The 25,417-nt window shown below is 65.5% G+C and carries 26 protein-coding genes; 15 read left to right on the top strand and 11 right to left on the bottom strand.

Annotated features, from left to right (window positions below; genetic code table 11):
* The first annotated feature begins 146 nt into the window (after positions 1 to 146).
* The 3 genes from FBY36_RS04960 (at position 147) to FBY36_RS04950 (ending at position 4,756) form a co-directional block, all read left to right on the top strand.
* Positions 147 to 1,250 (top strand): IniB N-terminal domain-containing protein, encoded by a 1,104-nt coding sequence (locus FBY36_RS04960; RefSeq protein ID WP_142117597.1) that lies wholly within the window; start codon positions 147 to 149, stop codon positions 1,248 to 1,250.
* A 147-nt stretch (positions 1,251 to 1,397) separates the two neighbouring features.
* The gene (locus FBY36_RS04955; RefSeq protein WP_142122494.1) at positions 1,398 to 3,266 is read left to right on the top strand and encodes a dynamin family protein; all 1,869 of its coding nucleotides are present in this window, start codon (positions 1,398 to 1,400) and stop codon (positions 3,264 to 3,266) included.
* Complete coding sequence (locus FBY36_RS04950; protein WP_142117596.1) at positions 3,263 to 4,756, top strand: dynamin family protein; 1,494 nt, start codon at positions 3,263 to 3,265, stop codon at positions 4,754 to 4,756. The genes FBY36_RS04955 and FBY36_RS04950 overlap by 4 nt, the downstream gene beginning before the upstream one ends.
* A 64-nt stretch (positions 4,757 to 4,820) precedes the next feature.
* Here the strand turns inward: FBY36_RS04950 and FBY36_RS04945 are convergent, their stop codons facing one another.
* Both FBY36_RS04945 and FBY36_RS04940 read right to left on the bottom strand, forming a co-directional pair.
* Positions 4,821 to 5,384 (bottom strand): hypothetical protein, encoded by a 564-nt coding sequence (locus tag FBY36_RS04945; RefSeq protein ID WP_235008724.1) that lies wholly within the window; start codon positions 5,382 to 5,384, stop codon positions 4,821 to 4,823.
* A 5-nt stretch (positions 5,385 to 5,389) separates the two neighbouring features.
* Positions 5,390 to 5,779, bottom strand: a complete 390-nt coding sequence (locus FBY36_RS04940; RefSeq protein ID WP_142117595.1) for a PLD nuclease N-terminal domain-containing protein — start codon at positions 5,777 to 5,779, stop codon at positions 5,390 to 5,392.
* A 61-nt stretch (positions 5,780 to 5,840) separates the two neighbouring features.
* Between FBY36_RS04940 and FBY36_RS04935 the strand changes: the two genes are divergently transcribed.
* The gene (locus FBY36_RS04935) at positions 5,841 to 6,152 is read left to right on the top strand and encodes a DUF4229 domain-containing protein (protein WP_200830443.1); all 312 of its coding nucleotides are present in this window, start codon (positions 5,841 to 5,843) and stop codon (positions 6,150 to 6,152) included.
* Here the strand turns inward: FBY36_RS04935 and FBY36_RS04930 are convergent.
* From FBY36_RS04930 to FBY36_RS04915, 4 genes are all read right to left on the bottom strand, one after another.
* Entirely contained in the window at positions 6,149 to 7,030 is an 882-nt protein-coding gene (locus tag FBY36_RS04930) for a 1,4-dihydroxy-2-naphthoate polyprenyltransferase (protein ID WP_142117593.1), read from the bottom strand. The two genes, FBY36_RS04935 and FBY36_RS04930, sit on opposite strands and share 4 nt — an antisense overlap.
* 76 nt (positions 7,031 to 7,106) lie before the next feature.
* Positions 7,107 to 8,300: an AMP-binding protein gene (locus tag FBY36_RS04925; protein ID WP_200830442.1), complete on the bottom strand. Its 1,194-nt coding sequence runs from the start codon at positions 8,298 to 8,300 to the stop codon at positions 7,107 to 7,109.
* A 12-nt stretch (positions 8,301 to 8,312) separates the two neighbouring features.
* The gene (locus FBY36_RS04920; protein WP_142117592.1) at positions 8,313 to 9,266 is read right to left on the bottom strand and encodes a 1,4-dihydroxy-2-naphthoyl-CoA synthase; all 954 of its coding nucleotides are present in this window, start codon (positions 9,264 to 9,266) and stop codon (positions 8,313 to 8,315) included.
* Between the two features lie 22 nt (positions 9,267 to 9,288).
* Entirely contained in the window at positions 9,289 to 9,729 is a 441-nt protein-coding gene (locus FBY36_RS04915; RefSeq protein WP_142117591.1) for a VOC family protein, read from the bottom strand.
* Positions 9,730 to 9,889: 160 nt separating this feature from the next.
* On the opposite strand from FBY36_RS04915, the gene FBY36_RS04910 reads away from it, so the two are divergent.
* From FBY36_RS04910 to FBY36_RS04895, 4 genes are read left to right on the top strand one after another with little or no spacing between them, the layout of a single operon-like run.
* A complete protein-coding gene (locus tag FBY36_RS04910) occupies positions 9,890 to 11,161 on the top strand; it encodes an ABC transporter substrate-binding protein (protein WP_142117590.1) in 1,272 nt (423 codons plus the stop codon).
* 4 nt (positions 11,162 to 11,165) lie between these two features.
* On the top strand, positions 11,166 to 12,110 hold the full coding sequence (locus FBY36_RS04905) for a carbohydrate ABC transporter permease (RefSeq protein WP_200830441.1): 945 nt from the start codon (positions 11,166 to 11,168) through the stop codon (positions 12,108 to 12,110).
* 3 nt (positions 12,111 to 12,113) lie between these two features.
* Positions 12,114 to 13,049 (top strand): carbohydrate ABC transporter permease, encoded by a 936-nt coding sequence (locus tag FBY36_RS04900; RefSeq protein ID WP_200830440.1) that lies wholly within the window; start codon positions 12,114 to 12,116, stop codon positions 13,047 to 13,049.
* 15 nt (positions 13,050 to 13,064) lie between these two features.
* Positions 13,065 to 14,804, top strand: coding sequence for a hypothetical protein (locus FBY36_RS04895; protein WP_142117589.1), 1,740 nt, complete (start codon positions 13,065 to 13,067; stop codon positions 14,802 to 14,804).
* A 41-nt stretch (positions 14,805 to 14,845) separates the two neighbouring features.
* On the opposite strand, the gene FBY36_RS04890 is transcribed toward FBY36_RS04895, so the two are convergent.
* Positions 14,846 to 15,607, bottom strand: a complete 762-nt coding sequence (locus tag FBY36_RS04890; protein WP_142117588.1) for a CPBP family intramembrane glutamic endopeptidase — start codon at positions 15,605 to 15,607, stop codon at positions 14,846 to 14,848.
* A gap of 207 nt (positions 15,608 to 15,814) precedes the next feature.
* Between FBY36_RS04890 and FBY36_RS04885 the strand changes: the two genes are divergently transcribed.
* Positions 15,815 to 17,278, top strand: a complete 1,464-nt coding sequence (locus FBY36_RS04885; RefSeq protein ID WP_142117587.1) for an amino acid permease — start codon at positions 15,815 to 15,817, stop codon at positions 17,276 to 17,278.
* Positions 17,279 to 17,413: 135 nt separating this feature from the next.
* Here FBY36_RS04885 and FBY36_RS04880 read toward each other — a convergent pair whose 3' ends face one another.
* Positions 17,414 to 18,151 carry a dienelactone hydrolase family protein gene (locus tag FBY36_RS04880; RefSeq protein ID WP_142117586.1) on the bottom strand — a complete coding sequence of 246 codons (738 nt, stop codon included), beginning with the start codon at positions 18,149 to 18,151 and terminating at the stop codon, positions 17,414 to 17,416.
* A gap of 107 nt (positions 18,152 to 18,258) precedes the next feature.
* Between FBY36_RS04880 and FBY36_RS04875 the strand changes: the two genes are divergently transcribed.
* Positions 18,259 to 19,329, top strand: coding sequence for a DNA polymerase IV (locus FBY36_RS04875; RefSeq protein ID WP_442858230.1), 1,071 nt, complete (start codon positions 18,259 to 18,261; stop codon positions 19,327 to 19,329).
* A 159-nt stretch (positions 19,330 to 19,488) separates the two neighbouring features.
* Here FBY36_RS04875 and FBY36_RS04870 read toward each other — a convergent pair whose 3' ends face one another.
* Positions 19,489 to 19,665 carry a CsbD family protein gene (locus tag FBY36_RS04870; protein WP_056328815.1) on the bottom strand — a complete coding sequence of 59 codons (177 nt, stop codon included), beginning with the start codon at positions 19,663 to 19,665 and terminating at the stop codon, positions 19,489 to 19,491.
* Between the two features lie 130 nt (positions 19,666 to 19,795).
* Here FBY36_RS04870 and FBY36_RS04865 point away from each other — a divergent pair, with 130 nt between their 5' ends.
* The 4 genes from FBY36_RS04865 (at position 19,796) to FBY36_RS04850 (ending at position 23,500) form a co-directional block, all read left to right on the top strand.
* Positions 19,796 to 20,470, top strand: a complete 675-nt coding sequence (locus FBY36_RS04865; protein WP_142117585.1) for a pentapeptide repeat-containing protein — start codon at positions 19,796 to 19,798, stop codon at positions 20,468 to 20,470.
* Between the two features lie 118 nt (positions 20,471 to 20,588).
* Positions 20,589 to 21,815 (top strand): thiolase family protein, encoded by a 1,227-nt coding sequence (locus FBY36_RS04860; protein WP_142117584.1) that lies wholly within the window; start codon positions 20,589 to 20,591, stop codon positions 21,813 to 21,815.
* A complete protein-coding gene (locus tag FBY36_RS04855) occupies positions 21,815 to 22,624 on the top strand; it encodes an enoyl-CoA hydratase/isomerase family protein (protein WP_200830439.1) in 810 nt (269 codons plus the stop codon). Before FBY36_RS04860 ends, FBY36_RS04855 begins: the two co-directional genes overlap by 1 nt.
* A gap of 3 nt (positions 22,625 to 22,627) precedes the next feature.
* Complete coding sequence (locus tag FBY36_RS04850) at positions 22,628 to 23,500, top strand: 3-hydroxyacyl-CoA dehydrogenase family protein (protein ID WP_142117583.1); 873 nt, start codon at positions 22,628 to 22,630, stop codon at positions 23,498 to 23,500.
* Positions 23,501 to 23,509: 9 nt separating this feature from the next.
* Here FBY36_RS04850 and FBY36_RS04845 read toward each other — a convergent pair whose 3' ends face one another.
* Entirely contained in the window at positions 23,510 to 23,743 is a 234-nt protein-coding gene (locus FBY36_RS04845; protein ID WP_056328827.1) for a DUF6480 family protein, read from the bottom strand.
* A gap of 73 nt (positions 23,744 to 23,816) precedes the next feature.
* Here FBY36_RS04845 and FBY36_RS04840 point away from each other — a divergent pair, with 73 nt between their 5' ends.
* A complete protein-coding gene (locus tag FBY36_RS04840) occupies positions 23,817 to 24,425 on the top strand; it encodes a GNAT family N-acetyltransferase (RefSeq protein ID WP_142117582.1) in 609 nt (202 codons plus the stop codon).
* Between the two features lie 14 nt (positions 24,426 to 24,439).
* On the opposite strand, the gene FBY36_RS04835 is transcribed toward FBY36_RS04840, so the two are convergent.
* Complete coding sequence (locus FBY36_RS04835) at positions 24,440 to 25,348, bottom strand: SGNH/GDSL hydrolase family protein (protein ID WP_142117581.1); 909 nt, start codon at positions 25,346 to 25,348, stop codon at positions 24,440 to 24,442.
* Between the last annotated feature and the right edge of the window lie 69 nt (positions 25,349 to 25,417).

The following is a 25,417-nucleotide window of genomic DNA, read 5'->3' as shown; positions in this document are numbered from 1 at the left end:
CGGAGGCGGGAGCGCCCCGGGGCGGACCCAACCGGTAGGGGGAATGCGCCCGATGCCCTGTCTCCGGCAGCGAACCTAGGTTTGAAGCAGCCGGACGCGTTCCGCCGGATGATCCGTAACTCAACGAAGATGTGAGGACCACGCATATGCCAACACTCGCAAACGACCTTGTTCAATTCCTGATGCACCTCTTCGGCAACCGCAAGGCCATCCAGGCCTTCCTGGATGACCCGGAGAGGGCGTTGTCCGAACACGGCCTGGGGAACGTGTGCCTGGCTGACGTTGACGCTGCAATGCCCGTGGTCCTGGACTATGCACCCATCACCGTCAACGCGCCGTCGTTCGAGCGCGAATACAACACCGGCGCCGGCAACGTGTGGGCCGGAGCAGGCGCCTCGGCGAGCCACGCCGTGGGTGCATCAGCCGTCCACAGCGGAAGCCAGGGGGCCGCCCATGGCGGCAGGAATTACGACCAGGACGACCACGCCCACGCGGTACAGCAACTGCACCACGTGGTAAACCACTTCTCCTATACCGCCAGCACCACCATGGTGGACGACCGGGACACCGTCACGGACCAGTCGGTCAGCCAAAACATCTGGGCGGACGGGGACGTGGAGCAGTGGTTCGACAACGACGCCGTGGTGGCAGCCGGGGACCACGCCGTGGCCGCCGGTGACGATGCCGATCTCCAGGACTCGAACAACATCCGGGATTCCTACAACACCGACCGCTCCGTCGATGAGTCCACGGACGATTCCATCCATGCAGGCGGGGACGTCAACATCGGCAATGAGGAGACGGACATCGCCGACTCCTTCAACACGGACCTGGACCTGGACGACTCCTTCAACGACAACTCGGACAATTCCGACAACTCGGACCATTCCGACAACTCCGTCAGCACCGACACCGACGTCGATGTCCGCGACTCGTTCAACGACAACTCGGACAACTCCACGCAGAACACCGTGGAGGTGGAGGACTCCTTCAACCAGGACAGCTCCACCACGACCGTGCTGGAGGACTCCTTCAACCAGGACAACTCCAATACCACGGCCGTGGACATCGACGTGGCGGTGGAGGACTCGTTCCAGGACAACTCGGCCACGAGCAATGTGGAGGACAGCGTCGTGGTCGCGGACAACCAACTCGACTTCACGGAGGACAACTCCAGCCACACGGACATCGACCTCGATAACGACACCACCATCGACGATTCGGTGGTTGACGACTCCACCGTGCTGTAACACGCTGGTTCCAACACGCTACGCCCGGGAGGTAACCGCCCGGCAGGAGGCAATGACCTCCTGCCTGGCTGTTCCCGCAGTACCGACAGCGCACAGGAAAAGGGGGCTGCTGTGGCAGAAGCAGGACCGGCAAGGGCACCGGGGCCAATGACCGCCGGCCAGCTGGTGAGGCTCGTTGAAGAGGGCCTGCAGCTGGTGGGCACCGGAGAGCGTGCGGACCTGCGCAGGAGGCTGGCCCAGGCCATGGCCCGGCTGCAGGACCCCAGTATCCGGGTCATTGTGGTGGGGGAGTTCAAACAGGGGAAAAGCAAGCTCATCAATGCCCTGGTGAATGCACCGGTGTGTCCGGTGGACGACGACATTGCCACCTCGGTGCCCACCGTCGTCCGCTACGGGGACCCGGCCTCCGCCGCGGTGCTGGTCCCCGCGCCGGAACAGCCTGGCGGGGAGGCTGCAGGCGACGGCGGGGACAGCAGCGTGGAGCGCCGGCCCGTCGACCTGGCAGAGCTCCCGGCGCTCGTCTCGGAGCAGGGCAACCCGGGCAACAGCAGGAAACTCGTGGCCGCGGAAGTCTGCCTGCCCCGCCGGATCCTCACCGGGGGCCTCAGCATCATTGATTCCCCGGGCGTGGGCGGCATGGGCTCCACGCACACCCTCACCACCCTTACCGCCCTGCCCACCGCGGACGCCATGCTGCTGGTATCGGATGCGTCCCAGGAATACACGGAGCCGGAACTGCGGTTCCTGCGCCAGGCCATGCGGATCACCCCCAGTGTTGCGGCCGTCCTCTCCAAGACGGACCTCTACCCGGAATGGCGCCGGGTGGAGGAACTGGACAGGACACACCTGGACCAGGTGGCTCCGGACATTCCGCTGTTCCCGTTGTCCGCGGACCTCCGCCTTGAGGCCTCACGGCTCCAGGACAGCGAGCTCAACGCAGAGTCGGGTTTCCCCGGCCTGGTGGCCCACCTGCGCAATGATGTGGTGGGCAAGGCACAGCGCATCCAGCGCCGGTCCGTCAGCCAGGACCTGCTGTCCGTGACGGACAACCTGCGGCTGTCCCTGCAGTCCGAGCTTGAGGCCCTGGAAAACCCTGCCGGTACGCCGCAGATGCTTGCAGACCTTGAACGGGCCAAGACAGAGGCGGACGAGATGCGGAAACGCTCCGCGCGCTGGCAGTTGACCCTCAGCGACGGCATCAACGACCTCATTGCCGACATGGAGTACGACCTCCGGGACCGCCTGCGCCGGATCCAGCGGGAAGCCGAGACGGCCATAGACCAGGGCGATCCCGGCCCGGTCTGGCCCCAATTCTCCCAATGGCTCGAAGAGTGCGTCGCCGCGGCCGTCTCCGACACCTTCGTCTGGACCAGTGAGCGGTCGCAATGGCTGGCCGCACACGTGGCAGAACACTTCGCAGCCGACGAAGTATCACTGCCCGTTCTGCACGTGGATGACTCAGGGGACGCGCTGGACCCGGTGGACCAGATGCCGGGACTGGATCCGGGGCGCGTGAACCCGATCCAGAAAGTCCTGATCGGCATGCGCGGGTCCTACGGCGGGGTCCTGATGTTTGGCCTCCTGACGGGAATTTTCGGGATGGCCCTGATCAATCCGCTCTCGGTGGGCGCCGGACTGCTGCTGGGGCGCAAGGCCTACCGGGAGGACAAGGAAACGCGGCTCAAGCGGCGGCAGGGAGAAGCGAAAGCGCTGGTGAGGCGCCAGCTCGACGACGTAACGTTCCAGGTGGGAAAGCAGCTGAAGGACAGGCTCCGGCTGGTTCAGCGGACCATCCGCGACCACTTCACCGAGATCGCGGACGAGTACCACAGGTCGTTATCGGATTCGGTGGCCGCGGCCCAGAAGGCTGCCACATCTTACGCCCAGGAGAAGGAAGGACGCATCCGGGACATCAGGGCCGAACTCAAAAAGGTGGATGCGCTGCATCGCGCCGCTAAAGCCATAGCCGCGGAGGTTATTGCCGCCGGGACCCGCAGCGGGGCGGGGGTTGGATGACACCGTCCACTACCGCGGGGGCAGCTGGACTGATCCGGGAAGCGCTGGAAGTTTACGCCGGCGACCCGCAGGCCACTGCTGGGCTGCACGGCTATGCGCGGCGCCTGGCGGAGCCATTGAGAATTGCCGTTGCCGGCATGGTGAAGGCAGGGAAGTCAACGCTCCTCAACGCCATCATCGGTGAGGAGATTGCACCCACTGATACCGGCGAATGCACCCGGATCGTCACATGGTACCGGCACGGGCATACCCCCCGCATCACCCTCCACCCCGCCAAGGGGGAGCCCCGGAACCTGCCGTTGAAGCGCGTGGACGGGCGCCTGGTCTTCGTCCTTGACGGCGTCCAGGCAGAAGACGTGGAACGGCTCGACGTCGAATGGCCCGCCCCGGCCCTGCAGGCCATGACGCTGATCGACACCCCCGGCATCGCCTCCCTCTCCCGGGACGTGTCAGCGCGATCCGTAAGGTTCCTGACCCCGGAGGATTCGGCGTCGGAAGCTGATGCCGTCATCTACCTGATGCGCCACCTGCATGCATCCGACCTCCGGTTCCTTGAATCCTTCCGGGACACCGGGGCAGGCCGCTCGGGTACCGTCAACGCCCTCGCGGTGTTGTCCCGGGCCGACGAGGTGGGGGCGGGCCGCATCGACTCCCTGCTGTCCGCCGGCACCATCGCGGAAAGGTACAGCCGGGACCCCAACCTCCGGAAGCTGGCACTGGGCGTTGTCCCCGTCGCCGGACTGCTTGCCCAGAGCGCCCGTACCCTTCGCCAGCCGGACTTCGAGGCCCTCCAACTGCTGGCCACCCTGGACCGGGCCGCACGCGAACGCATGATGCTTTCGGCCGACAGGTTCCGCCGGGCCAGGGAACCTGAGGGACTAACGGAAGAAGCACGCTCCTCACTGCTGGCGCGCTACGGGCTTTTCGGTATCCGGCTGGCCGTTGTCCTCATCCGCAACGGATACCCGGAACCAACGCCGCTGGCCCACGAACTGGCCCGCCGCAGCGGCCTGGACCCCCTGCTGGACGTACTGGACCGGCAGTTCCAGGCGCGGGCCGAGGCGCTCAAGGCCAGGACAGCGCTGGTTGCGGTGGGGAACCTCCTGGACAGCCGTCCCCGCGAAGGATCGGAACAGTTGGCGGCGTCCCTGGAGCGGCTGCAGGCAAACGCGCATGAGTTCCGTGAGCTCCGGCTCTTGGCAGCCCTCCGGACCACCGGGGTGGACCTTGCCCCCGAACTGGCGGCAGAAGCTGAACGGCTCATCGGCGGCCACGGCACCGCTCCGGATCTGCGGCTGGGCCTGGCGGCCGGCTCCAGCCTGAATGTGCTGGCCGCCGAGGCGCGGCGCTGCCTTGCGCGTTGGCGCAGGGTTTCTGAAAGCCCGCTGACTCCCAGATCCGCCCTTGAAGCCTGCCGGGTGGTGATCCGCAGTTGTGAGGGTGTCCTGGCGGATTTGGCGGACAGGGACAGCCATGCCCGGTCGGCGTAGGAAGGGCAGGTCCCCAGCCAGGCGCCTGCTCCAGCCAGGCGCCTGCTCCAGCCAGGCGCCCGCTTCAGGCAGCCTTGCGTTTCAGCCAGGTTCCGGCGGCCGGCAGGAACAGAAATACCATCCCGGAGGCCGCAAGGAGCAGGCCGGCGCCCCACAGCATGACTACGTAACTGCCCTCGGCGCCGCTGGGAACAAGGAACGCCGATGCCAGGAGCAGGACGGGAACGTGGGCGGCCAGCAGCAGCAGCAAGACCCAGCGGGCCCAGTTACGGCGGCCCAGCGCGGCGCCCAGGAAAGCTGCTTCGAGCGCGCTCACCAGCAACAGGGCGCCAATGCTGCCCCAAAACACGATTTCCGCCGCGGTACCCACCGATTCGGCGTCGCTGCCCGCCGCCATGTCCGCGACCACCCCACGAAGCCGCTGCAGGTTGGAGTCACGGGCCACAAACGATCCCAGCAGGACGGCCAGCCCAGCGACGAAGCTGAGAACCCAAAGCGTGCGGGCCGTCCGGACAACCCGGGGCAGCGGGGGAGTGACGGGGATGGGCGGTGGCGCGGAGTAGGACAGGCCGGGCCTCGGTGGGGGAGCAGGCAGGCGCCCCTCATCTCCGCCGGGTTGGAACGCCATGGACCCTACTTCAGTCCGTCGGCATCGTGTTCATCGGTGCCGCGCCGGCCTTTGCCGCCGTCCTCCTTGGCTTTCGCCTCCAGCTCATCCCGGAGCTTCTTCAGGCGCTCCGCCTCGGCCTGGTTGCGCCGGCGGGCCTCAAGGTTGCGGAGGAAATCCGGATCATCGTCGGGGGCGGTGGGATGCGGGTAGCTGGGGCGCGGCTGCGCCGTGCCGCGCGGCCTGCCGATCACGAGCCACAGGATGGCACCCAGGACGGGCAGGACGATCTGCACGATGATCCAGGCCGGTTTTGATATTCCACGGGTCAGGCGGCCCTCAGTGCGAATCACGTCCACCAGGCCATACACGAAGATGACGAGGACTGCGACGGCCAAAGCCACACGGAAGAGCATGCCATTAAGTCTATCGTCAGGACGCGCAGGGACCGCTGGCGGAGGCGGCTAAACTTGAATAGTGGCCTTTTTGAAATATTCCCTGATCCGGCTGGCGATCTTCGTGCCCCTGTTTGCCCTGTTCGCGCTTCTGCAGGTGGGAGTGCTGATGTCCGTGATCTGCGCCGCGCTGATTGCCTTTGCCATCAGTTACCTCTTCTTCCAGAAGCAGCGCGACGCCGCCGCAGCAGCCCTGCAGCACCGATTCTCAGGGAAGGCCAAGCCGCTGCGTTCCGCCGGCGAGGTCCAGGACGCCAACGCCGAGGACGCCCTGCTTGACGCCAATCCGGACATCACCATCAACAACGCCAAAGGCAGCAACCACAAGGGCTAGAACCCGTGGCTGAGGATCAGTCCCAGTGAGAACAGCACGCTGTAGCCAAGGTTGATCAGGCCGGTCTGCTTCAGGACCGGAATCAGGCTCTTGCGCTTCCGCCCGTTGATCATCAGCCAGGCCGGCATCAGGCAGGCCGGAATGAGCAGCAGCACGATCAGGATCCACGGCCGGCCCGGCGCCAGGATCACCACCAGCAGGATGGCGACGGCGAGCATCAGGACGTAGCTTTCACGGGCATGCTTGTCCCCCAGCCGCACGGCCAGGGTCTTCTTCCCGGCCTGCATGTCCGTGGGAATGTCCCGGACGTTGTTGGCCATGAGCAGCGCCGTGGCGATCAATCCGGTGCCGATGGCGCCAATGACCGCGGACAGGCTGATGTGGCCGGCCTGCGTGTAGGTGGTGCCCAAGGTGGCCACCAGGCCGAAGAACACGAAGACGAAGAGATCGCCCAGGCCCATGTAGCCGTAGGGGTTCTTGCCTCCGGTGTAGCCCCAGGCGGCCATGACGCAGCCCAGCCCCACCAGAATCAGCCACCACGCCTGGGTGAGGAACACCAGGACCAGGCCGAACACCATGGCCAGGGCGAAGGCTCCGAACGCCGCCCACTTGACGTGTTCAGGCTTCGCGGCGCCGGAGCCCACCAGCCGCAGCGGACCCACCCGGTCATCGTCGGTCCCGCGGATGCCGTCCGAATAGTCGTTGGCAAAGTTCACGCCCACCTGGAGCAGGAGGGCCACCAGCGCCGCGAGGATGGCGTTGGGCAGGAGGAACGAGTCCATTTCGTAGGCGGCGGCAGTGCCGATCAGCACAGGCGCGATCGCTGCCGGCAGCGTCCGGAGTCGGGCGCCTTGGATCCATTGGGCGGCTGTGGCCACGGTTAGTACCTCGTGTTGTTTCGGTAAGACGGCAGGACGGAACGTGCGCACCCGCCGCGGTGGTGCAGGTCCAACTCTACTTTCCCCCGTGCAGGGCGCTGAGTTCGGCGGTCATGGCGAGCCGGTCCGGTTTGCCGTTGGGCAGCATCGGCAGGGCCGGTGCGGTGAGGACGGTTTTGGGCGCCAGGACCCCCAGCTGCTGCTGCCACTGTTGCTGGAGCACGACGGCGGCGTCCCCGGCATGGTGCCGGGCAGCGGCTTCGGGGGCGAGGGCCACGTAGGCCGCCACGGCCTGGCCCCATTCCGCGGACGGTACCCCGGCCACGAAAGCTGAGGCGACGGCGTCGGACTTTTCCAGCTGCTCCTGGACGTGCCCCGCGGAGACCTTCACGCCGCCGGTGATGATGACGTCGTCCGCCCGGCCCAGCACGGTGAGCCGGCCGTCGTCGTCAATGGCACCCAGGTCGCTGGTGCGGTACCAGCGCACGCCGTCCTCCTCGAAGAAGGTTCCGGTTTCCTCGTCCGGTGCCTCGATGTAGCCGGCGGCCACCGTGTCACCGCCCAGCAGGATCCGGCCGTCCTCGGCCACCCGGACCGAGACGCCCTCCAGGGGGTAGCCGTCGTACACGCAGCCGCCGGAAGTTTCGGCCGAACCGTAGGTGGTGACCACCCGGACCCCGGCGTCGCGGGCAGCTGCCAGAAGGGCCGGCGGAGCGGGGGCGCCGCCCAGCAGGATGGCGTTGAAGCGGCGGAGGACGGCGAGCGTGTCCGGCGAGGGATCGTCCAGGAGCCGCTGCAGCTGGGTGGGCACCAGGGACGTGAACCGGATCTTGTCCGTCAGTTCCAGCGCGGCGGCGGTGAAGGCCTCCGGGGTGAAGCCGCCGGACATGTCCATGACCCAGGGCCGGGTGCCGGCGAACAGGGACCGCACCAGCACCTGGATACCGGCAACGAACTGGACGGGCAGCGCCAGCAGCCACTGGCCCTCGCCCTTGAGCCGCAGGGCCGTGGCCATGGAGGAGGCCGCCAGGGATTCCACGGTCAGCAGGGTTGCTTTGGGTGTGCCGGTGGAACCTGAGGTGCGGACCACAGCCACGGCGTCATCGCAGCCAGGCGTTTCCACGTGGCCCACCACCAGCGCACCGTCCGGGCCCACGGACAGTTCGACGGCGGGGCCCTCGCCATGGAGGGCGGCCGCGAGGGCTTTCAGGGCGGGTTCGATGTTCAGGGGCCCGGTGGGGGCAGATGCCGGGGTTTCTTCGCTGTTCATTGGCGTCCTGCCTTAGAAGTAGTGCGGGAAGCGTGACCAGTCGGGGTCGCGTTTTTGCAGGAAGGCCTCCTTGCCCTCCACGGCCTCGTCCGTCATATATGCCAGGCGGGTAGCCTCACCGGCGAATACCTGCTGGCCGGCCAGGCCGTCGTCGGCGAGGTTGAAGGCGAACTTCAGCATACGGATGGCCTGTGGGGACTGGCGCGCGATGTCCGCCGCATACTCCAGGGCGACCTCTTCGAGCCGCTGGTGGTCTACGGCTTCGTTGACGGCGCCCATCCGAACCATGTCTTCAGCGGAATATTCGCGGGCCAGGAAGAAAATCTCCCGTGCTGCCTTTTGCCCCACCTGCCGGGCCAGCAGCGCGGACCCGTAGCCGGCGTCGAAACTTCCCACCGTGGCATCAGTTTGCTTGAACTTTCCGTGCTGCCGCGAGGCGATGGTGAGGTCTGAGACCACGTGCAGGGAATGCCCGCCGCCCGCTGCCCAGCCGTTAACGACGGCGATGACCACCTTGGGCATGGTGCGCATGAGCCGCTGGACTTCCAGGATGTGCAGCCTGCCGGCCCGGGCGGGGTCGATGGTTTCCTGGGTCTCGCCGTCGGCATATCTGTAGCCGTCCCGGCCACGGATCCGCTGGTCGCCGCCGGAACAGAAGGAGTGGCCGCCGTCCTTGGGGGAGGGGCCGTTGCCGGTCAGCAGGACGGTGGCGACGTCGGGGGTCATCCGGGCGTGGTCCATGGCCCGGTAGAGCTCATCCACGGTGCCCGGCCGGAACGCGTTGCGGACCTCCGGGCGGTTGAAGGCAATCCGGACGGTGGGCAGGTCACGTACCCAGCCGCCGTCGGAATCCCGCTCCACCTGCCGGTGGTAGGTCATGTCCTGGAAGTCCTCGAAGCCGGAGACCACCCGCCAGCGCGTGGGATCGAAGACATCGGACACCGGGGCGGGGATCTGGTTGCTCACCGTCCAAGTCTAGTAATCGGCGTCAGCTGATGCAGAACTCGTTGCCCTCGGGGTCGGCCATGGTGTGCCAGGAATGCGGGCCCTGCCGCGCGGACCAGAGGAAGGAGGCGCCCCGGGCCTCGAGTTCGCTGCGGACCTCGTCCTTGTCCCGGCCGTCCAGCCGGACGTCCCAGTGCACCCGGTTCTTCACCGTTTTGCCTTCGGGCGCGGTCTGGAACAGGATGCGCCGCTCGGGGGCCTTGGACTCTATCTCTTCCGGTGGCCTGATGGCGGCACCGTCCTTCCACACCAGGTTGCCCCGGTGGGTCATGGTCTGGCCCTCGGTGGCGTACCCCTGCTCGATCATGGAGCGGATGAAGCCGGCGTCCTGGGGTTCCACCGCCCATTGAAGGGTTTCCGCCCACCAGTCGGCGAGCTCATGGGGGCGGGCGGAATCGATGACTATCTGGATGTTCAGTCCCATCCGTCAACGGTAGAGGCGGCCGGGGCGAAGCGGAAGATGCCGGGGAAAGGAGGACCCAAGGGCAAAGCTGCTGAAAAGTATTCTTGACTTTATGTCATGACATAGGTCACAGTTTTCTTCGGAAAGGGTTTTCCCTCACACCGAGAGACAGGACAGAGCATTGTCAGAGAAGACAAGAATCTCCAGCATCAGCCGCCGCCAGTTCGGCCTGACGGCCTTCGGGCTGTCAGCCCTGGCCGCGGGCCTCACGGCCTGTGGGGGAGGAGGCGGGTCCTCTGACGGAGGCGCCAAGACCCTGCAGCTCGTCCTGTCCGGCGACACCAACCAGGGCGGCGCGTTTGCCGCGGCGGCGAAGAAGTACAAGGAAGCCACCGGCATCACCATCGAAGTGGTGGACGTTCCCACGGCTGACATCACCACCAAACTGAAGAACGCAGCCACGGCAAACGACCTCCCGGCGCTGGCCCGTGTGACCAGCATTGACCCGCTCTGGGTCAACCAGCTCCAGGACCTCACCGACATTGCCAAGTCCCACGGAATAGACGAAAAGTACCTCCAGGAGTCCCCGGACGGCATCATCCCAGCCATCCCGTCCGACCTCACCGCCGTCGGACTGTTCGTCAACAAAAGCCTGTTCGATAAGGCGGGAGTCAAATACCCGACGGCGATCGGGAACACCTGGACGTGGGACGAATTCATAGCCGCCGTCAACCAGGTCCGCGAGAAGGCCGGAGCCAAGTACGGCGTGGTCATGGACCGTTCCGGACACCGCCTGCGCGCCATGATGTACGAGTTCGGCAGCACGGCCTTCGCCAAGGAAAACGGCAAATACGCCGGCGACGCCAAAGCCGTGGAGACCCTGGAGTACTTCCGGAAGATCAACGATGACCAGACCATGCCTAAGTCCGTCTGGCTCAGCGGCGAGGATGGCAACGCCATGTTCAAGAGCGGCCAGGTTGCCGCATACTACTCCGGCAGCTGGCAGGTTGCGGACTTCAACAAGAACATCAAGGACTTCGAATGGCTGTCAGTCCCGTTGCCGAAGAAGGAAGTCAACGCCACCAATCTCGGCGGCGGGTTCATGGTCGCGTTCAAGGACACTGGTGCGGACGAGGAAGCTAAAAAGTTCATTGACTGGTTCTACCAGGACGCCAACTACATCGAGTTCGCGCAGCTGGGAGGATACCTGCCTGCCAAGGACCTCAAGGTGGAGTACCAGTTCCAGCAGCCTTCCTTTGAGCTGTACCAGCAGCAGATCTCCGGCAACCAGGCCAAGGGCGACAACGCCATCAAGCGCGTGGTGGCCGAGGCCTACGCCGAGACGCCGTTCTCCGGCGACCCGCTGCGCGAGGAGACCGTCAAGATGCTCTCCGGCGGCCAGGACGCAAAGACCACGGTGGACAACATCGTGAAGCTCTACAACGGCGCCTGATCCCGTGGCGCAACCAACCATCAGCACTGCGCCGGCGCCGGACGCACCGGCGCCGGCGCCTGTCCGCAGCAAATCCGCACAGAAGCGCCGAAACCGCTATGTCATCGCCCCGCTGGTCCTGATCGGCGTCAACGTTGTCCTCTTCCTGGTGTTCTTCGTATGGCCGGGGGCGCTGGGGCTGCTGTACTCCTTCACGGACTACCGCGGGATCGGCAAACTGCACTTCATCGGCCTCGCCAACTTCCAGAAGCTCTTCGCCGATGCCGGCTTCTACGCCGCGCTGGGCCGGACCTTTGTGTATACCGTGTTGTCCGTTCCGCTGGTCTACCTCTGTTCCCTGGGCGTCGCCGCGCTGTTGGTCAGCAAGGCGGTCCGCGGCCGCACCGCGGCAAAGATGGTGATCTTCCTGCCGTGGCTGATTTCGCCCATCGTGGTGGGCGTCATCTGGAAGTGGCTTTTCGGCCAGGACTTCGGGTTTGTGAACTTTGTCATCTCCACCTTCGGTGGGAACCCGCTGCCGTGGTCCAGCGACGGCAACCTGGCGCTGGCCGTCGTGATCTTCGCGTCGGCGTGGGGCGGCACCGCCTTCAACATGCTGCTGTTCATTGCGGCGCTGAAGAACATTCCGGAGTCCCTCCTCGAGGCAGCAGAGCTGGACGGCGCCAACGCCTGGCAGCGCTTCCGCAACGTCACCCTGCCGGGCATCGCGCCGACGTCGTTCATGGTCATCCTGCTCTCCACCATCCACGCCATGAAGGAGTTCGCCATGATCCAAGCGCTGACCGGAGGCGGCCCGGGGACGCAGAACACCCTGATCGTGCAGTACATCTACAAAACCGGCTTCGAGCAGTCAAAGGTGGGTTACGCGAGCGCGGCCTCCATGGTGCTGATGGTTGTCCTGCTGGCCATCGCCCTCATCCAGCTGCGGTTCAACCGGAAGAAGGGCTGACCCATGGCAACAGCTGCCAACCTGCCTCCCGCCGTGGCGGAGGAACCCGCCCTGGGTGCGGAGCGGGCCTCCGTCCGGCAAGCCCGGAGGAAGGCCCGGCACCAGCCGGGCAACACTGAAATCCGGGCCAAGGCATCCGTTCCCCTGACCGCCCTGATGTGGCTCATCGCCGCCATCTATGCGCTGCCGCTGCTGTGGTTCCTGCTCAGCTCGTTCAAGCCCGGCAGTGAGCTGTTCAGCTACCCCCTGTCCATGATTCCCCGCGAATGGACGTTCCAGGGCTTTGTGGATGCCTGGGAACGGGTGGACTTTGCCCAGTACTTTCTGAACACGGCAACGGTGTCCATCGTGACCACGGTGCTGACGGTCTTCTTCAGCGCCTGCACCGGCTACGCGCTGGCCAAGTACAACAACAAGGGCACGCGGCTGTTCTTTGTCTGCATCCTGGCCACCACCATGCTGCCCACCGAGGTCATCCTGAACCCCACGTTCTCGGTGATCCGGGACCTGGGGCTGTACAACTCGCTGGTGGGCATCATCGTCCCGTCCGTGTTGACGGCAACCGGCGTGTTCATGTTCCGGCAGTTCTTCCTTACGGTTCCGGACGACCTGCTGCATTCCGCCCGGATTGACGGCGCCGGCGAGCTGGCCATCTTCTTCCGGATCATGCTCCCGCTCTCCAAGCCCATCCTGTTCACACTGGCCATCTTCTCCTTTCAATGGCGCTGGAACGACTACATCTGGCCGCTGATCGTGCTGAACGATCCCAAGTGGTACACCCTGCAGGTGGCGCTGCGAAGCATCGTGGGTGCGGAAAACATCGACTGGCCTGTCCTCCTGGGGGCTTCCGTGATTTCCCTCCTGCCGCTGGTGCTGGTCTTCTTCGTCTTCCAGAAGTACGTACTGAACGCGGACGTCAGCGCCGGCCTGAAAGATTAGTGAAAGGCAGCAACATTGCAGACAGCAACAGCGGACACAGCATTCCTGGAACGGGTGGCGGAAGCGGCGGACGGGCACGTGGCGGCGTTCCTGGTAGCGCACGACGACGACGTCCCGGCCCTGGCGCACCGGCCCGCCATGGCCAGGCTGCTGGCACTGGTAACCACCTTCACCCAGCCCGGTTCCGGGTTCCATCGCCAGGAACGGCTGGGGAAAGCCATGGGCGGGTGCCTGGACAGGCTTGAAGCGCTGCAGGGGCCCACCGGCCTGTTCGACGGCACGAATCTATCCTCGCCCCCGGACTCGGCCTTTACCCTGAACGACCTCTGCCTGGCGTTACGGATCATCCGGGCCACGGACGCGGCCGCGACGCTGCTGTCCGACGTCGATACCCGGCTGGCCGGGATCGTTGCCAGGAGCATTGACGCCATGGTGGCCGGCGGTGTCCACACGCCCAACCACCGGTGGGAGCTCTGCGCAGCACTGGCCCAGATCAACGGACTCCAGCCGCGCCAGGACATTGGGGAGCGGATTGCACAGTGGCTGGCCGAAGGAATAGACCAGCTGCCGGACGGCATGTATTCGGAACGGAGTCCGCTCTACGCCACGGCGGTCACCAACCCATCCCTGCTGACCATTGCGGACAGCACGGACCGGCCCGAACTCCTGGACCACGTCCGGCGGAACCTCACCGCCTTCCTGCCCTGGTTCAACGGGGACGGCAGCGTGGAGTCGGTGTTCTCCCGGCGGCAGGACCAGTGGCTTGCCTTCAGCGCTGCCCCGTTCTTCCATCTTTACCGGCGCCTGGCCACGCAGGACGGACGTGCCGATTTCGCAGCCGCAGCCGCCTGGCTGGCCGCCCTTCCACTCCACGAACCCGCCAAGCTGCTGGCCCTCACCAGGTTGGATCCGTGGCTGGCCGGGGCACTTCCGCCCGCGCTGCCGTCGGACGCTGCTTTGTCCCTGCCGCTGGACCTGCCTGCCGCCCTCGCTCCGGTGGAGGCGGCCCTGGACAGCTGCGGTGCCTTCCGGTTCCGCTCTGCCGGTACCGTGGCCACGGTGTTCGGCGGCTGTGATTCCCTGGTCCCGGGGGTGGGGTCTGGCCTCGCCACCAACCCCACTTTCCTCCGCTTCGGAAACGGTGCAGCGGTGCTGTCCGACGTGCGGCTGTCCAGGAGTTTCTTCGACCTGGGGCCGTTCCGCAGCCAGCACACGGCCCGGCGTGGCCGTTCCGTGGTCCTGCGGGAAGAGCTGGAAGCGAGCTTCTACCAGCCGCTGCCGCCGGAGCAACTGAGGGCCGACGGAATATACGCGCTGGAGCATGAAGGCCGGTTCAGCGCCGGGATGGAGTTCACTGCCCGGCCGGCGGACGTCCACCGGTTGGCCACGGAGATCAGTGTGGACTGTGGCGACGGGCACGTTGGCCTGGACATCGGTTTCGCGGGCACCCACACCGCTTTTGCCCTGGAGCTCACGTTCCGGCCCGGTGGAGTGCTCGACGGCGTCCAGCCGGCGGGTGCACCCGGAACCTTCCAGTTGCTGTCAGGGACCGGAACCTACCGGGTTGGCCGGGATGTCGTCGAGTTCGGGCCCGGTTTGCCCACGGACCCGGATGCCCCGGCCGTTTACAATCCGGGCGAAAGCTACCGCTACCTGGGCGGCACCAACGCGGCCGACGGCATCAAGGTCTACATCGCGGGCCGGACCAGTGGCAGCCACCGCTTCACGTTCCGCGGGTACACACTTCCGGCGTGAACACCTGTCAGGGGTGACTGCCCGTGCAGAACATGCAGGCGCTACGCCTGGATGTTCTGCATCTGCTCAAAGAGTTCCGGCGGGATGGCGTAGACCAGGATCACCGCCAGCAGGTTCTTGGCGGCGTGGACGAAGTAGGAGAACATCAGGTTCTTCCCGGTCCACATGTAGACGAATACCAGCGTGGCACCCATGGCCAGGTAGGGGAGCAGCGCCGTGAGGGTGATCGCTTCCTGCCCCACGATGTGAAGCGCTGCGAACAGCACCACGGAAAGGGCGCAGCAGATCCAAACGTTGATGCGCCTGCTGAGCTTGCCAATCAGGAGGTGCCGGAAGATGTATTCCTCCACGAACGGGCCCACCACCACCAGCAGTGGAACCATGAGCCAGGCGGGGACCTGCTGCATGAGTGCCTGCAGTCCCGCCTGGTTTGCCGAGGTCTCCACCTGCCCGTTCGCCGCCACCACAACCGCGGTGAGGATCATCATCGCGATTACGGCTGCCGGGACCATCAGCAGCGTGAACCACGGCCGGGTTGCCAGCACCCTGAGGTCGCGGACCGCAACTCTGCGGGCCGCCAGCAGCGCCAGTATTCCCACCGAGGCATAGAACAAAAGGTTCACTGCATAGGACGCGGCGGCAGGCGACGGGGCGATCTGCCGGAGGAACGGGGCCAGCAGGTCGCCGGCGGCTGCGAAGAACCCGGCGATGGCGACGTAGAGGCACAGGGTGGCCAGGTCCAGGCGGGAAAAGCGGTACAGCTGGGGCTGCGGAGCGGGCGGTAAGCGGTGGACTGTTGCCATGCCGCCAGCCTATCTCCGGCGGCCAGCGTGTAGTGCGCGTCACGTACCACCCCGCACCGTCTTGTAAGATGGTCAGGCCGCGTGAAGCTTCGGCAGTTCGAGGATCCCGCGCTCACATTTGTAGGTCCAGAGACGTAAAGCCGAATTTTGTGAGCCTGATCATACGAAGTCCGGATGCGGCCAACCCCCAACCCACAAGGAACAGTTGTGCCTCAAAGTACCCCCATAGACCTAAAGAACAGCACGGCACCATCAACCGCCGTCGTCGACCCCACCCTCAGTGCCGAGGGCTACAGCAAGACGCTGGGCAGGCGCCATGTCACCATGATCGCCATGGGCGGCGCCATCGGCGTCGGCCTCTTCATGGGAGCCGGCGGCCGCCTCGCCTCCACCGGCCCCGCCCTGATCTTCTCCTACGCCATCGCCGGCGTGATCGCCTACCTGCTCATGCGTGCCCTGGGCGAACTCATCATGTACCGCCAGACCTCCGGCTCGTTCGTCAGCTACGCCGGCGAGATGTTCGGCAAGAAGGGCGCCTTCCTCTCCGGCTGGATGTACTTCATCAACTGGGGCATGACCGGCATCGCCGAACTGATCGCGATCGGCCTGTACTTCCAGTTCTTCTTCCCCAATGTCCCGGTGGAAGCCTCGGCCATCGCCGCCCTGGTCCTGCTGGTTGCCGTCAACCTGCTCAGCGTCAAGGCCTTCGGCGAGTTCGAATTCTGGGCGTCCTGCCTCAAGGTGGGCGCCATCCTGATCTTCCTGGCCGTGGGCACCTTCATGGTGGTCACCAACGCCCAGGTGGGTGACGGCCACGCGTCGGTGGCCAACCTCTTCGCCGCTGAGGGCGGAATGTTCCCCAAGGGCGCCCTGGTGATGGTGCTGGTCCTGAACGCCGTGATCTTCGCCTACAACGGCATCGAACTGGTGGGCATCACCGCCGGCGAGATGCAGAACCCGGAACGCGAAGTGCCCAAGGCGATCCGCGCCGTCGTCCTCCGCATTGTGGTGTTCTACGTCGGTTCAGTGACCCTGCTGGCCATGCTGCTGCCGTCCGACCAGTACAAGGCCGGCACGTCCCCGTTCGTGACCGTGTTCGGCCAGATGGGCCTGGGCTGGGTGGGCGACGTGATGAACATGATCGTGATCACCGCCGCCCTGTCTTCCTGCAACTCCGGCCTGTACTCCATCGGCCGCGTGTTCCGCACCATGGCCAACAACGGCCATGCCCCGCAGTGGCTTACAAAGATGTCCAAGCGGCACGTCCCGTACGCGGCCATCCTTGCCATCGCGGCCTTCTACCTGGTGGGCATCATGCTGAACATCTGGCTGGGCGGCTCGCACGCGTTCGACCTGGCCCTGAACACCGCCTCGATCGGCGTTATCTTCTGCTGGGGTTCCATCTTTGCCAGCCAGATCATGCTGCGCCGGCGCAAGGGCGTCACCTCCGGCCTGGCGATGCCCGGCTCGCCGTGGACCAGCTGGGCCGGCCTGGTGGGGCTGCTGGCCATCACGGTCCTGATCGGCTTCGACACCATGACCAGCAAGTCCGGCGAGGTGTTCTACCTGGGCCTGTGGACCCTGGGCACCATTCCGTTCTTTGCGGTGGTCCTGTGGCTGGGCTGGCAGAAGGTCAAGAACAACCAGCCTAAGAGCGAGCTCTTCAGCTGACGCTTCCTTAAACAAAGTTCGACGGCGGGCCGCCCCCTTTTGGTGGGGCGGCCCGCCGTCGGCGTTTTCCGTCGATTGCTCCGTAGCTGCCGTTTTGGGCGTTCAAAAGGGCAGCTACGGAGCACTCGATGGAGATTAGCCCTTCAGGTACGTGGCGAAGTGGTCTTCAATGCGCCGCCACGCTTCGGGCGAAGACTCCGGGTCCGGTCCCACGCCCATGACCCGCATCAGCGGCCGGAGAAGTGCCGGGCCCAGCTCTTCATCATTGAGGAAGGAATGGCCGGCCGCAGGAAATTCCTTCACGCTGTGCTCAATGCCCAACTGGTCCAGGGCTGATTCGAGCCGCGCGGCGGCTCCCTTCAGCGACTTGTCAACGCCGCCGTAGTTGGCCACGATCGGACAGGCTCCGCGCAGCGCTTCCACCAGGTCCTCCTGCTGCTTTCCCGGGAGCCGCCCGTAGTTGACGGAGGCGGCGTCGAACCCGTCCCGTGCCACCAGCAGGGCGAATCCGCCGCCCATGCAGAAGCCGATCACCCCGGTCCTGCCGTTGCCCAGTTCCGATTCCGCAAGCCATTTTCGCGCTGTGGCGATGTCAACGAAGGGCCGGCCCGTCCGCGCCGCCATGGCACGCATGGTTCCTACCAGGCAGCGCCGCCGGCCGCCGTCGCTGAACAGGTCCAGCGCCAGGGTGAGGTAGCCGGCCCGGGCCAGCCGGTCCGCATGCCGGCGGGTCTGGTCATCGAGGCCGAACACCTCGTGGATCATCACGACGGCGGGGAAAGGGCCAGGCCCTTCAGGTACGGCCAGGTAGCCGCGCAGGCCCGGGGAGCCGCCTGCGACGGCGCTTGCAGCGCTCAGGTCAACGATGGTCATCGGCCAAGGCTAACCGGACGTTCCGGGGAAGTCCCGCCTTTTACGGTCCAGCCCTGGAGGTCGCGGGAGGGTGGCCTGCGCCGCCGGCCCGGGGCAGACTGGGGGATGTGAGCGAACCTTGGGTGCTGCATGTGGACCTGGACCAGTTCATCGCCGCCGTCGAGGTGCTCCGCCGGCCTGAACTTGCGGGCAAGCCGGTGATCGTGGGCGGCCGCGGCGACCCCACCGAGCGGGCAGTGGTGTCCACCGCGTCCTACGAAGCCAGGGCCTACGGCGTGGGTTCGGGAATGCCTCTGCGCATCGCGGCGCGGAAAGTGCCGGACGCTGTCATCCTGCCCGTGGACCACGAGGCGTACCTTGAAGCGTCGGAGAAGGTCATGGCCGTGCTGCGCTCACAGCCCGGAGCCACCGTGCAGGTGCTCGGCTGGGACGAGGCATTCGTTGGCATTGAGGCGGCGGATCCGGAGGCCTGGGCCCGGCAACTCCAGAAGGCAGTCCTGGTGGAAACAAGTCTCCACTGCAGCATCGGCATCGGTGACACCCTGGTCCGTGCCAAGGTCGCCACCGGGTTCGGCAAGCCTGCCGGCGTCTTCCGGCTTACGCAGGGCAACTGGCTCGAGGTGATGGGGGACCGGCCCACGATTGACCTGTGGGGTGTGGGAACCAAGGTGTCGCAGCGCCTGGCCAGGCTGGGCATCAAGACCGTTGCTGCCCTGGCGGCCGCGGACCCTAATGACCTCGTCCCGGAGTTCGGCCCCAAAATGGGTCCCTGGTATGCCCAGCTTGGGCGGGGTGACGGAGCCCGCGTGGTGGACGATACGCCGTGGGTGGCGCGGGGCCACAGCCGAGAGACAACCTTCCAGCACGACCTGACAGACGCTGCGGAGATTGACGACGCCGTCAGGGAGTTGGCTGCCCGGGTACTGGAGGATGTTGCTGCCGAGGGGCGGCCGGTGGTTGGCCTGACGCTGAAGGTGCGGTATGCCCCGTTCAGCACCACCACCTTCGGCCGGAAGATCCCGGCGACGTCGGATCCCGCCGTCGTCCTGGCGGCGGCGCTCGATCTGGTGTCAAAAATCGAGCCGGGCCGCCCTATCCGCCTGCTCGGCTTCCGGGCAGAAATGACCATGCCCGAGGATTCCCGGAAGGGGCACACTCCCACCCGCAGTGGATGGTGAATCCCATAGATTGCTGAGTACGTGCCGTTATGACGCCTTAAAACGACACGTACTCAGCTGTCGATGGGATCTCGACAGCGAAACGGCGGTGGATCCAGTGGATCCACCGCCGTGGGGCTGTTGCAGCACGCCGTTCGCTACGGCTGCACCAGCAAGGAACTAGTCCCGCTTGAACTCGTCCTTGACATTTTCGCCGACCTTCTTGGCATCTGCCTTGACCTGGTCGGCCTGGCCTTCTGCCTTCAGACGGTCGTTATCGGTCACGTTGCCTGCAGCTTCCTTGGCCTTGCCGCCAAGGTCCTCTGCCGCGTTACTGATCTTGTCTCCGAGGCCCATGGTTCCGGCCTCCTTTCGTTTCCGTCGATCAACCGTGCCCTTTCACGATAAGCAAAGCTTGCTTACTATTGCAAGGCCCTCGGATTCCGCGTGCTGTATCTTGTCGGTGCCCGCCGTTAGGCTCAGGGTCATGGATAAAGTGCGCGGCAAAGGCGCGGCAAAGGTGGCCCCGCCCCGGCTTTCCCCCGTGGAACTGCAGGACCTTGAGGACCTTCCGGAACTCGAGTTCCGGCGGGGCGGGAGGCATGAGAACGCCCGGTTCAACCGTGCGGTCGCTGACGGCCTGGACCTGGGCGGTGCCGTCTTTGCCGAATGCGAATTTGATGCCCCTTCCTTCAATGAAACCCAGCTCCGCGGCGTGTCGTTCCGCGACTGCGTCCTTGCGGAGCTGTACGCGCCGGTGTTCAGGGGCGCCCGCAGCACCTGGCAGGAGGTGGAGTTCCGGAATCCCCGCCTGGGTTCCGCGGAACTGTACGAAAGCGGCTGGCAGTCCGTGCGGATCGACGGCGGCAAGCTGGACTTCCTCAACCTCCGCGGCGCCAAGCTCGCGGACGTGCTGATCACGGGGTGCATCATCAATGAACTTGACCTTGGTGCCGCGGTGGCAACCCGCGTGAAGCTCGTGGACTGCACCGTGGGAACCTTGGACCTGGCTGGGGCCAAGCTGAAGGACTTCGACCTCAGGGGCACCGAATTCCGCAGGATCAGTGGACTCGGCAGCCTGGCCGGCATGGTTATTGACGACTACCAGCTGGGACTCCTCGCGCCGCTCATGGCAGCGCACCTGGGGGTGACCGTCCTGTAACCGGATGCGCGCCCACGGCCTCCCGTGTACCATTTACAGAACGAACGGTCGGTAAGTGGATGATTCCGCTGCGCCGGCCGCCGATGACAGTGCTGTTTATCGCGTGAAGGGTGTTTCCATGGCTGCAACCGCAGGTCCGCAGGCTTTCCTTGTAGGTGGGGTCCGAACGCCCGTGGGCAGGTATGGGGGCGTGCTGTCCACCGTGCGCCCGGACGATCTTGCGGCCCTGGTGGTCCGGGAAGCCGTGGCACGTGCCGGATTGGATCCCGACAGCATTGACGAGGTCATACTCGGCAATGCGAACGGCGCGGGGGAGGAGAACCGGAACGTTGCCCGGATGGCCACTCTGCTGGCCGGGCTGCCGCTGCACATTCCCGGGATCACCGTCAACCGGCTCTGCGCCTCCGGCCTGAGCGCCATCATCCAGGCCAGCCACATGATCAAGGCCGGAGCCGCGGACATTGTCATCGCCGGCGGCGTTGAATCCATGAGCCGGGCACCCTGGGTCCAGGAGAAGCCCGCCGCCGCATTTGCCAAGCCGGGCCAGATTTTCGACACCTCGATCGGCTGGCGGTTCACCAACCCTCATTTCCAGCACGGCGGACTGTCCCGCGACGGGAAGATGACGTACTCGATGCCTGAAACGGCCGAGGAAGTGGCCAGGGTGGACGGGATCTCCCGCGAGGACGCTGACGCGTTCGCGGTCCGCTCCCACCAGTTGGCCCTGGATGCCATCCAGGCCGGCCGCTTCAAAGACGAGATCGTCCCGGTGACCGTCAAGTCCCGCAAGTCCGAGACCGTGGTGGACACGGACGAGGGCCCCCGCGCCGGCACCAGCATGGACGTTCTGGCGGGACTCAAACCCGTGGCACACGGCGGATCCGTGGTCACCGCGGGGAACTCATCATCCCTCAACGACGGCGCGTCAGCGATCATCGTGGCCTCCGAGGCCGCCATCGAGCGGCTGGGCCTCATCCCCCGGGCCCGCATCATCGACGGCGCCTCCGCCGGCTGTGAACCCGAGATCATGGGCATTGGTCCAGTCCCCGCCACCCAGAAAGTGCTCAAGCGAAGCGGCCTGAGCGTCGGTGACCTGTCCGCCGTCGAACTTAATGAAGCCTTTGCCACGCAGTCACTGGCCTGCATCCGGCGCCTGGGGCTGGAGCCGGAGATCGTCAACCGCGACGGCGGAGCCATCGCCCTGGGGCACCCGCTCGGTTCCAGCGGCTCACGGCTTGCCATTACCCTGCTGGGCCGGATGGAACGCGAAGACGCCCGAATCGGCCTGGCCACCATGTGCGTGGGCGTTGGCCAGGGCACCGCGATGCTGCTGGAGAAGATTTGATGGGGATGGCCGTAGACCTGGCATCGGAAAACTTCGCCGCCCTGCTGGTGGAGGAGCGGGATGACCGCGTGGTGGTGCTGCTCAACCGGCCCGACGTGAAGAATGCCATTGACCAGCAGATGGTGGATGAGCTCCATACCGTCTGCGCAGCGCTGGAACAGAACCCCAAGGTGCTGATCATCGCCGGTGTGGACGGAGTCTTCGCCTCCGGCGCCGACATCGCCCAGCTGCGCGAACGGCGCCGGGATGACGCCCTGCAGGGAATCAACTCCACCATCTTCGTCAGGATCGCCAAGCTCCCCATGCCGGTCATCGCTGCGCTGGACGGTTACTGCCTGGGCGGGGGCGCCGAACTCGCCTATGCCGCGGACTTCCGGATCGGCACCCCCAATGTCCGCATCGGCAACCCGGAAACAGGGCTCGGGATCCTCGCTGCTGCCGGTGCGAGCTGGCGACTCAAGGAACTTGTGGGCGAGCCGCTGGCCAAGCAGATCCTGTTGGCCGGACTGGTTCTCGGCGCAGAGGAGGCCCGGGCTGCCAACCTCATCACCGAAATCCACGATCCCGCAGACCTTCTGGATGCAGCCCACAGCCTGGCCAACAGGATTGGCCGGCAGGACCCGCTGGCGGTACGGATCACCAAGTCCGTGTTCCACGCCCCCGCGGAAGCCCATCCGCTCATCGACCAGCTGGCCCAGGGAATCCTGTTCGAATCCCAGGCCAAGTTCGACCGCATGCAGGCATTCCTGGACCGCAACGCAGCGAAGAAGGCCAACGCCGCCTCCGCCACCCCCGCCGACGGAAAGTAAACCATGAGCAACGTTGAAATTCCCGCCAACCTTCCCACTTCTGTCGGCGTGCTGGGCGGCGGCCGCATGGGCGCCGGCATTGCCCACGCCTTCCTCATCAAAGGTGCCGACGTGCTGGTGGTGGAACGCGACGAACAGTCGGCGGAGGCCGCCAGGGAACGGGTGGAGTCCGCGGCCGCGAAGAGCATTGAGCGCGGCGTGACCGACGCAAACCTGGACGAGATGGTGTCCAGGCTTAACGTCGGGGTGGACTATGACGCCTTTAAGGACCGCCACCTTGTGGTGGAAGCGGTCCCCGAAGACTGGGACCTGAAAGTTTCGGCGCTGCGGGACATCGAGGAACGGCTGGCGGAAGACGCCTTCATCGCATCCAACACGTCGTCGCTGTCCGTGAACGGCCTGGCCCGTGAGCTGAAGCGGCCGGAGAACTTCCTGGGGCTGCATTTCTTCAACCCCGTGCCCGCTTCCACGCTCATCGAGGTGGTGCTGGGCGAGCGCACGTCTCCCGGACTTGCCGCCGAGGCGAAAAGGTGGGTGGAGGCACTCGGCAAGACCGCCGTCGTCGTCAATGATGCCCCCGGGTTCGCATCATCACGCCTTGGCGTGGCCATCGCGCTGGAGGCCATGCGGATGGTGGAGGAAGGCGTGGCGTCCGCGGAGGACATCGATGCCGCTATGGTGCTGGGCTACAAGCACCCCACCGGGCCGCTGAAAACCACGGACATCGTGGGACTGGACGTCCGCCTGGGCATCGCCGAGTACCTGCACTCCACCTTGGGCGAGCGGTTCGCTCCGCCGCAGATCCTGAAGGACAAGGTGGCCCGCGGGGAACTGGGCCGCAAAACGGGCAAGGGTTTCTTCGACTGGCCGAGCTAGGAGCGCTGGCTAGTCGAAGAAACCCACAATGTAGCCGATGAAGTACAGGAGGCACAGGACGACGACGACGCCGATAATGGCGATCCACAGGAACTGCGTGCCCTTCCTGGTGCCATGCTCGTCATGACCCTGGGGGCCAGCGGTTGATGCCTCGCCCGGCGGGGTTTCGCCCGGCGGAACCCCGCCACCAGGCTCAAGGCCGGTGACCTTGTCGTCCTCGGGATCCGGATTGGTTCCTGACAAAATAACTCCCTCGCTCGACGTCGTGGTGTTTCCCCAGCGTAACCCGCCCGGTGGGCGGGCCTAGGCTGGGGAAGTGACTTTCCTTGAACCCCTTACCCTGACCGGCCGCCATGTAATCCTGGAGCCTCTCGCGGAGGAGCATCACGACGGCCTGGTGGACGCGGCCACCGACGGCGGACTCTGGAAGCTTTGGTACACCTCTGTCCCGGCTCCGGACGCCATGGCGGCGGAGATCCGCCGGCGGCTGTCCCTGCAGGAGCAGGGATCCATGCTTCCGTTCACCACCCGGCTGATCGACGCCGCTAGCGGAGGGCCGGGCCGCATCGTTGGCATGACCACCTACATGAACATCGACGCCGGCACGCCGCGGGTGGAGATCGGCTCCACCTGGAACGCGGCATCAGTGCAGGGGACCGGGACCAACCCGGATTCCAAACTGCTGATGCTCAGGCACGCCTTCGAGGTGATCGGCTGCCCTGCCGTGGAGTTCCGCACGCACTGGCTGAACCACCAGTCACGGGAGGCCATTGCCCGGCTGGGTGCAAAACAGGACGGGGTGCTCCGCAGCCACTCACGGACCAGCGACGGAAACCTTCGGGACACCGTGGTGTTCTCCATCCTGGACCACGAATGGCCTGCCGTCCGCGCCGGGCTTGAGTATAGGCTCGCCCGGCGCGGCTAACGGGTTGCCGTGAACTAGCGGGTGACCAGCTGGGAAGGTTTGACAGCCTCCAGGAGAGCCGAGGCGTATGCCCGGTGCCCTTCCTTGTTCGGGTGGAAGTTCCTTGGGTCGAAAACCGGCCCGGATGGGCTAACCGTGGGAGGGCTGAAGAAGATCCATGAGTCTGCGGAATTGACCTCATGTCCCACAAAGCCACCGCTGACATTGATGAATACAGCGCCGGTTCCGGAGGCTGCCACCGCACCTTCGATGGCAGTATTCAAGCCATCCACAGCCGTGTTGATGGAGTAGAGCAGCGAGGGGTCTGCCTGGCCGAATGGAGTTGTTGGGTTGAAAAGCCTTGGGTAGCCGAGGACCGCAATTCTTGCGTTCGGTGCTGCAGTATGAATCTGGTGGAGAACGCTCATAAAGTGTGTCTGCATGCTGGGAACCAAGGCGGCGGATGCCTGGATCGCGGCCGTACAGTCTTGGGCAGGCTGAGTCAGACAGGTCAGCAGGACGCCGGTCACTCCCACATCGTTGGCGCCCGCGGTAATGCTCACCAGTTCGCTTTCAGGTGTCAGGGACGAACCTGCGAGGGAGCTGATCTGCTGCTCAACGTTGGGGATTCTGAGGTCGTGCAGAACGGGGCTTAAAGGGTCAAGGGTCAAGAAGGCGCCATGACAGGCAGCGTTGTCTAGGAGGTTAACCCGCCCCGTCTTTCCCACGGCGTCCACATAACCGCCGGGAGTCCGATCACAGGGGTAGCCGAAGTCGAAAGGTCCTGCACCCGTGCCGGCGGTATAGGAATCACCCAAGGCGACGTAATCGACCTTGGGTGAGGCCGCTTCGGCTGGAATGGCCGCGATGCCCGACGCCATTACCAGGCTGGCGAGACCGGTCGCGAAAGCCGGGAGCCGGCGTCGTAATGAAGTATTTCCCATTGAGTTCCCCTTTGAACATGAGTCACATGAAGTAGCTGGAGTCGCAACAGTATTGCCCAGTCGGTGTTG

It is taken from the genome of Arthrobacter sp. SLBN-122 (assembly GCF_006715165.1).
GTDB lineage: Bacteria > Actinomycetota > Actinomycetes > Actinomycetales > Micrococcaceae > Arthrobacter.
The sequence above is the reverse complement of the archived record's forward strand: the minus strand, read 5'-3'. Positions and strand labels throughout refer to the sequence as shown.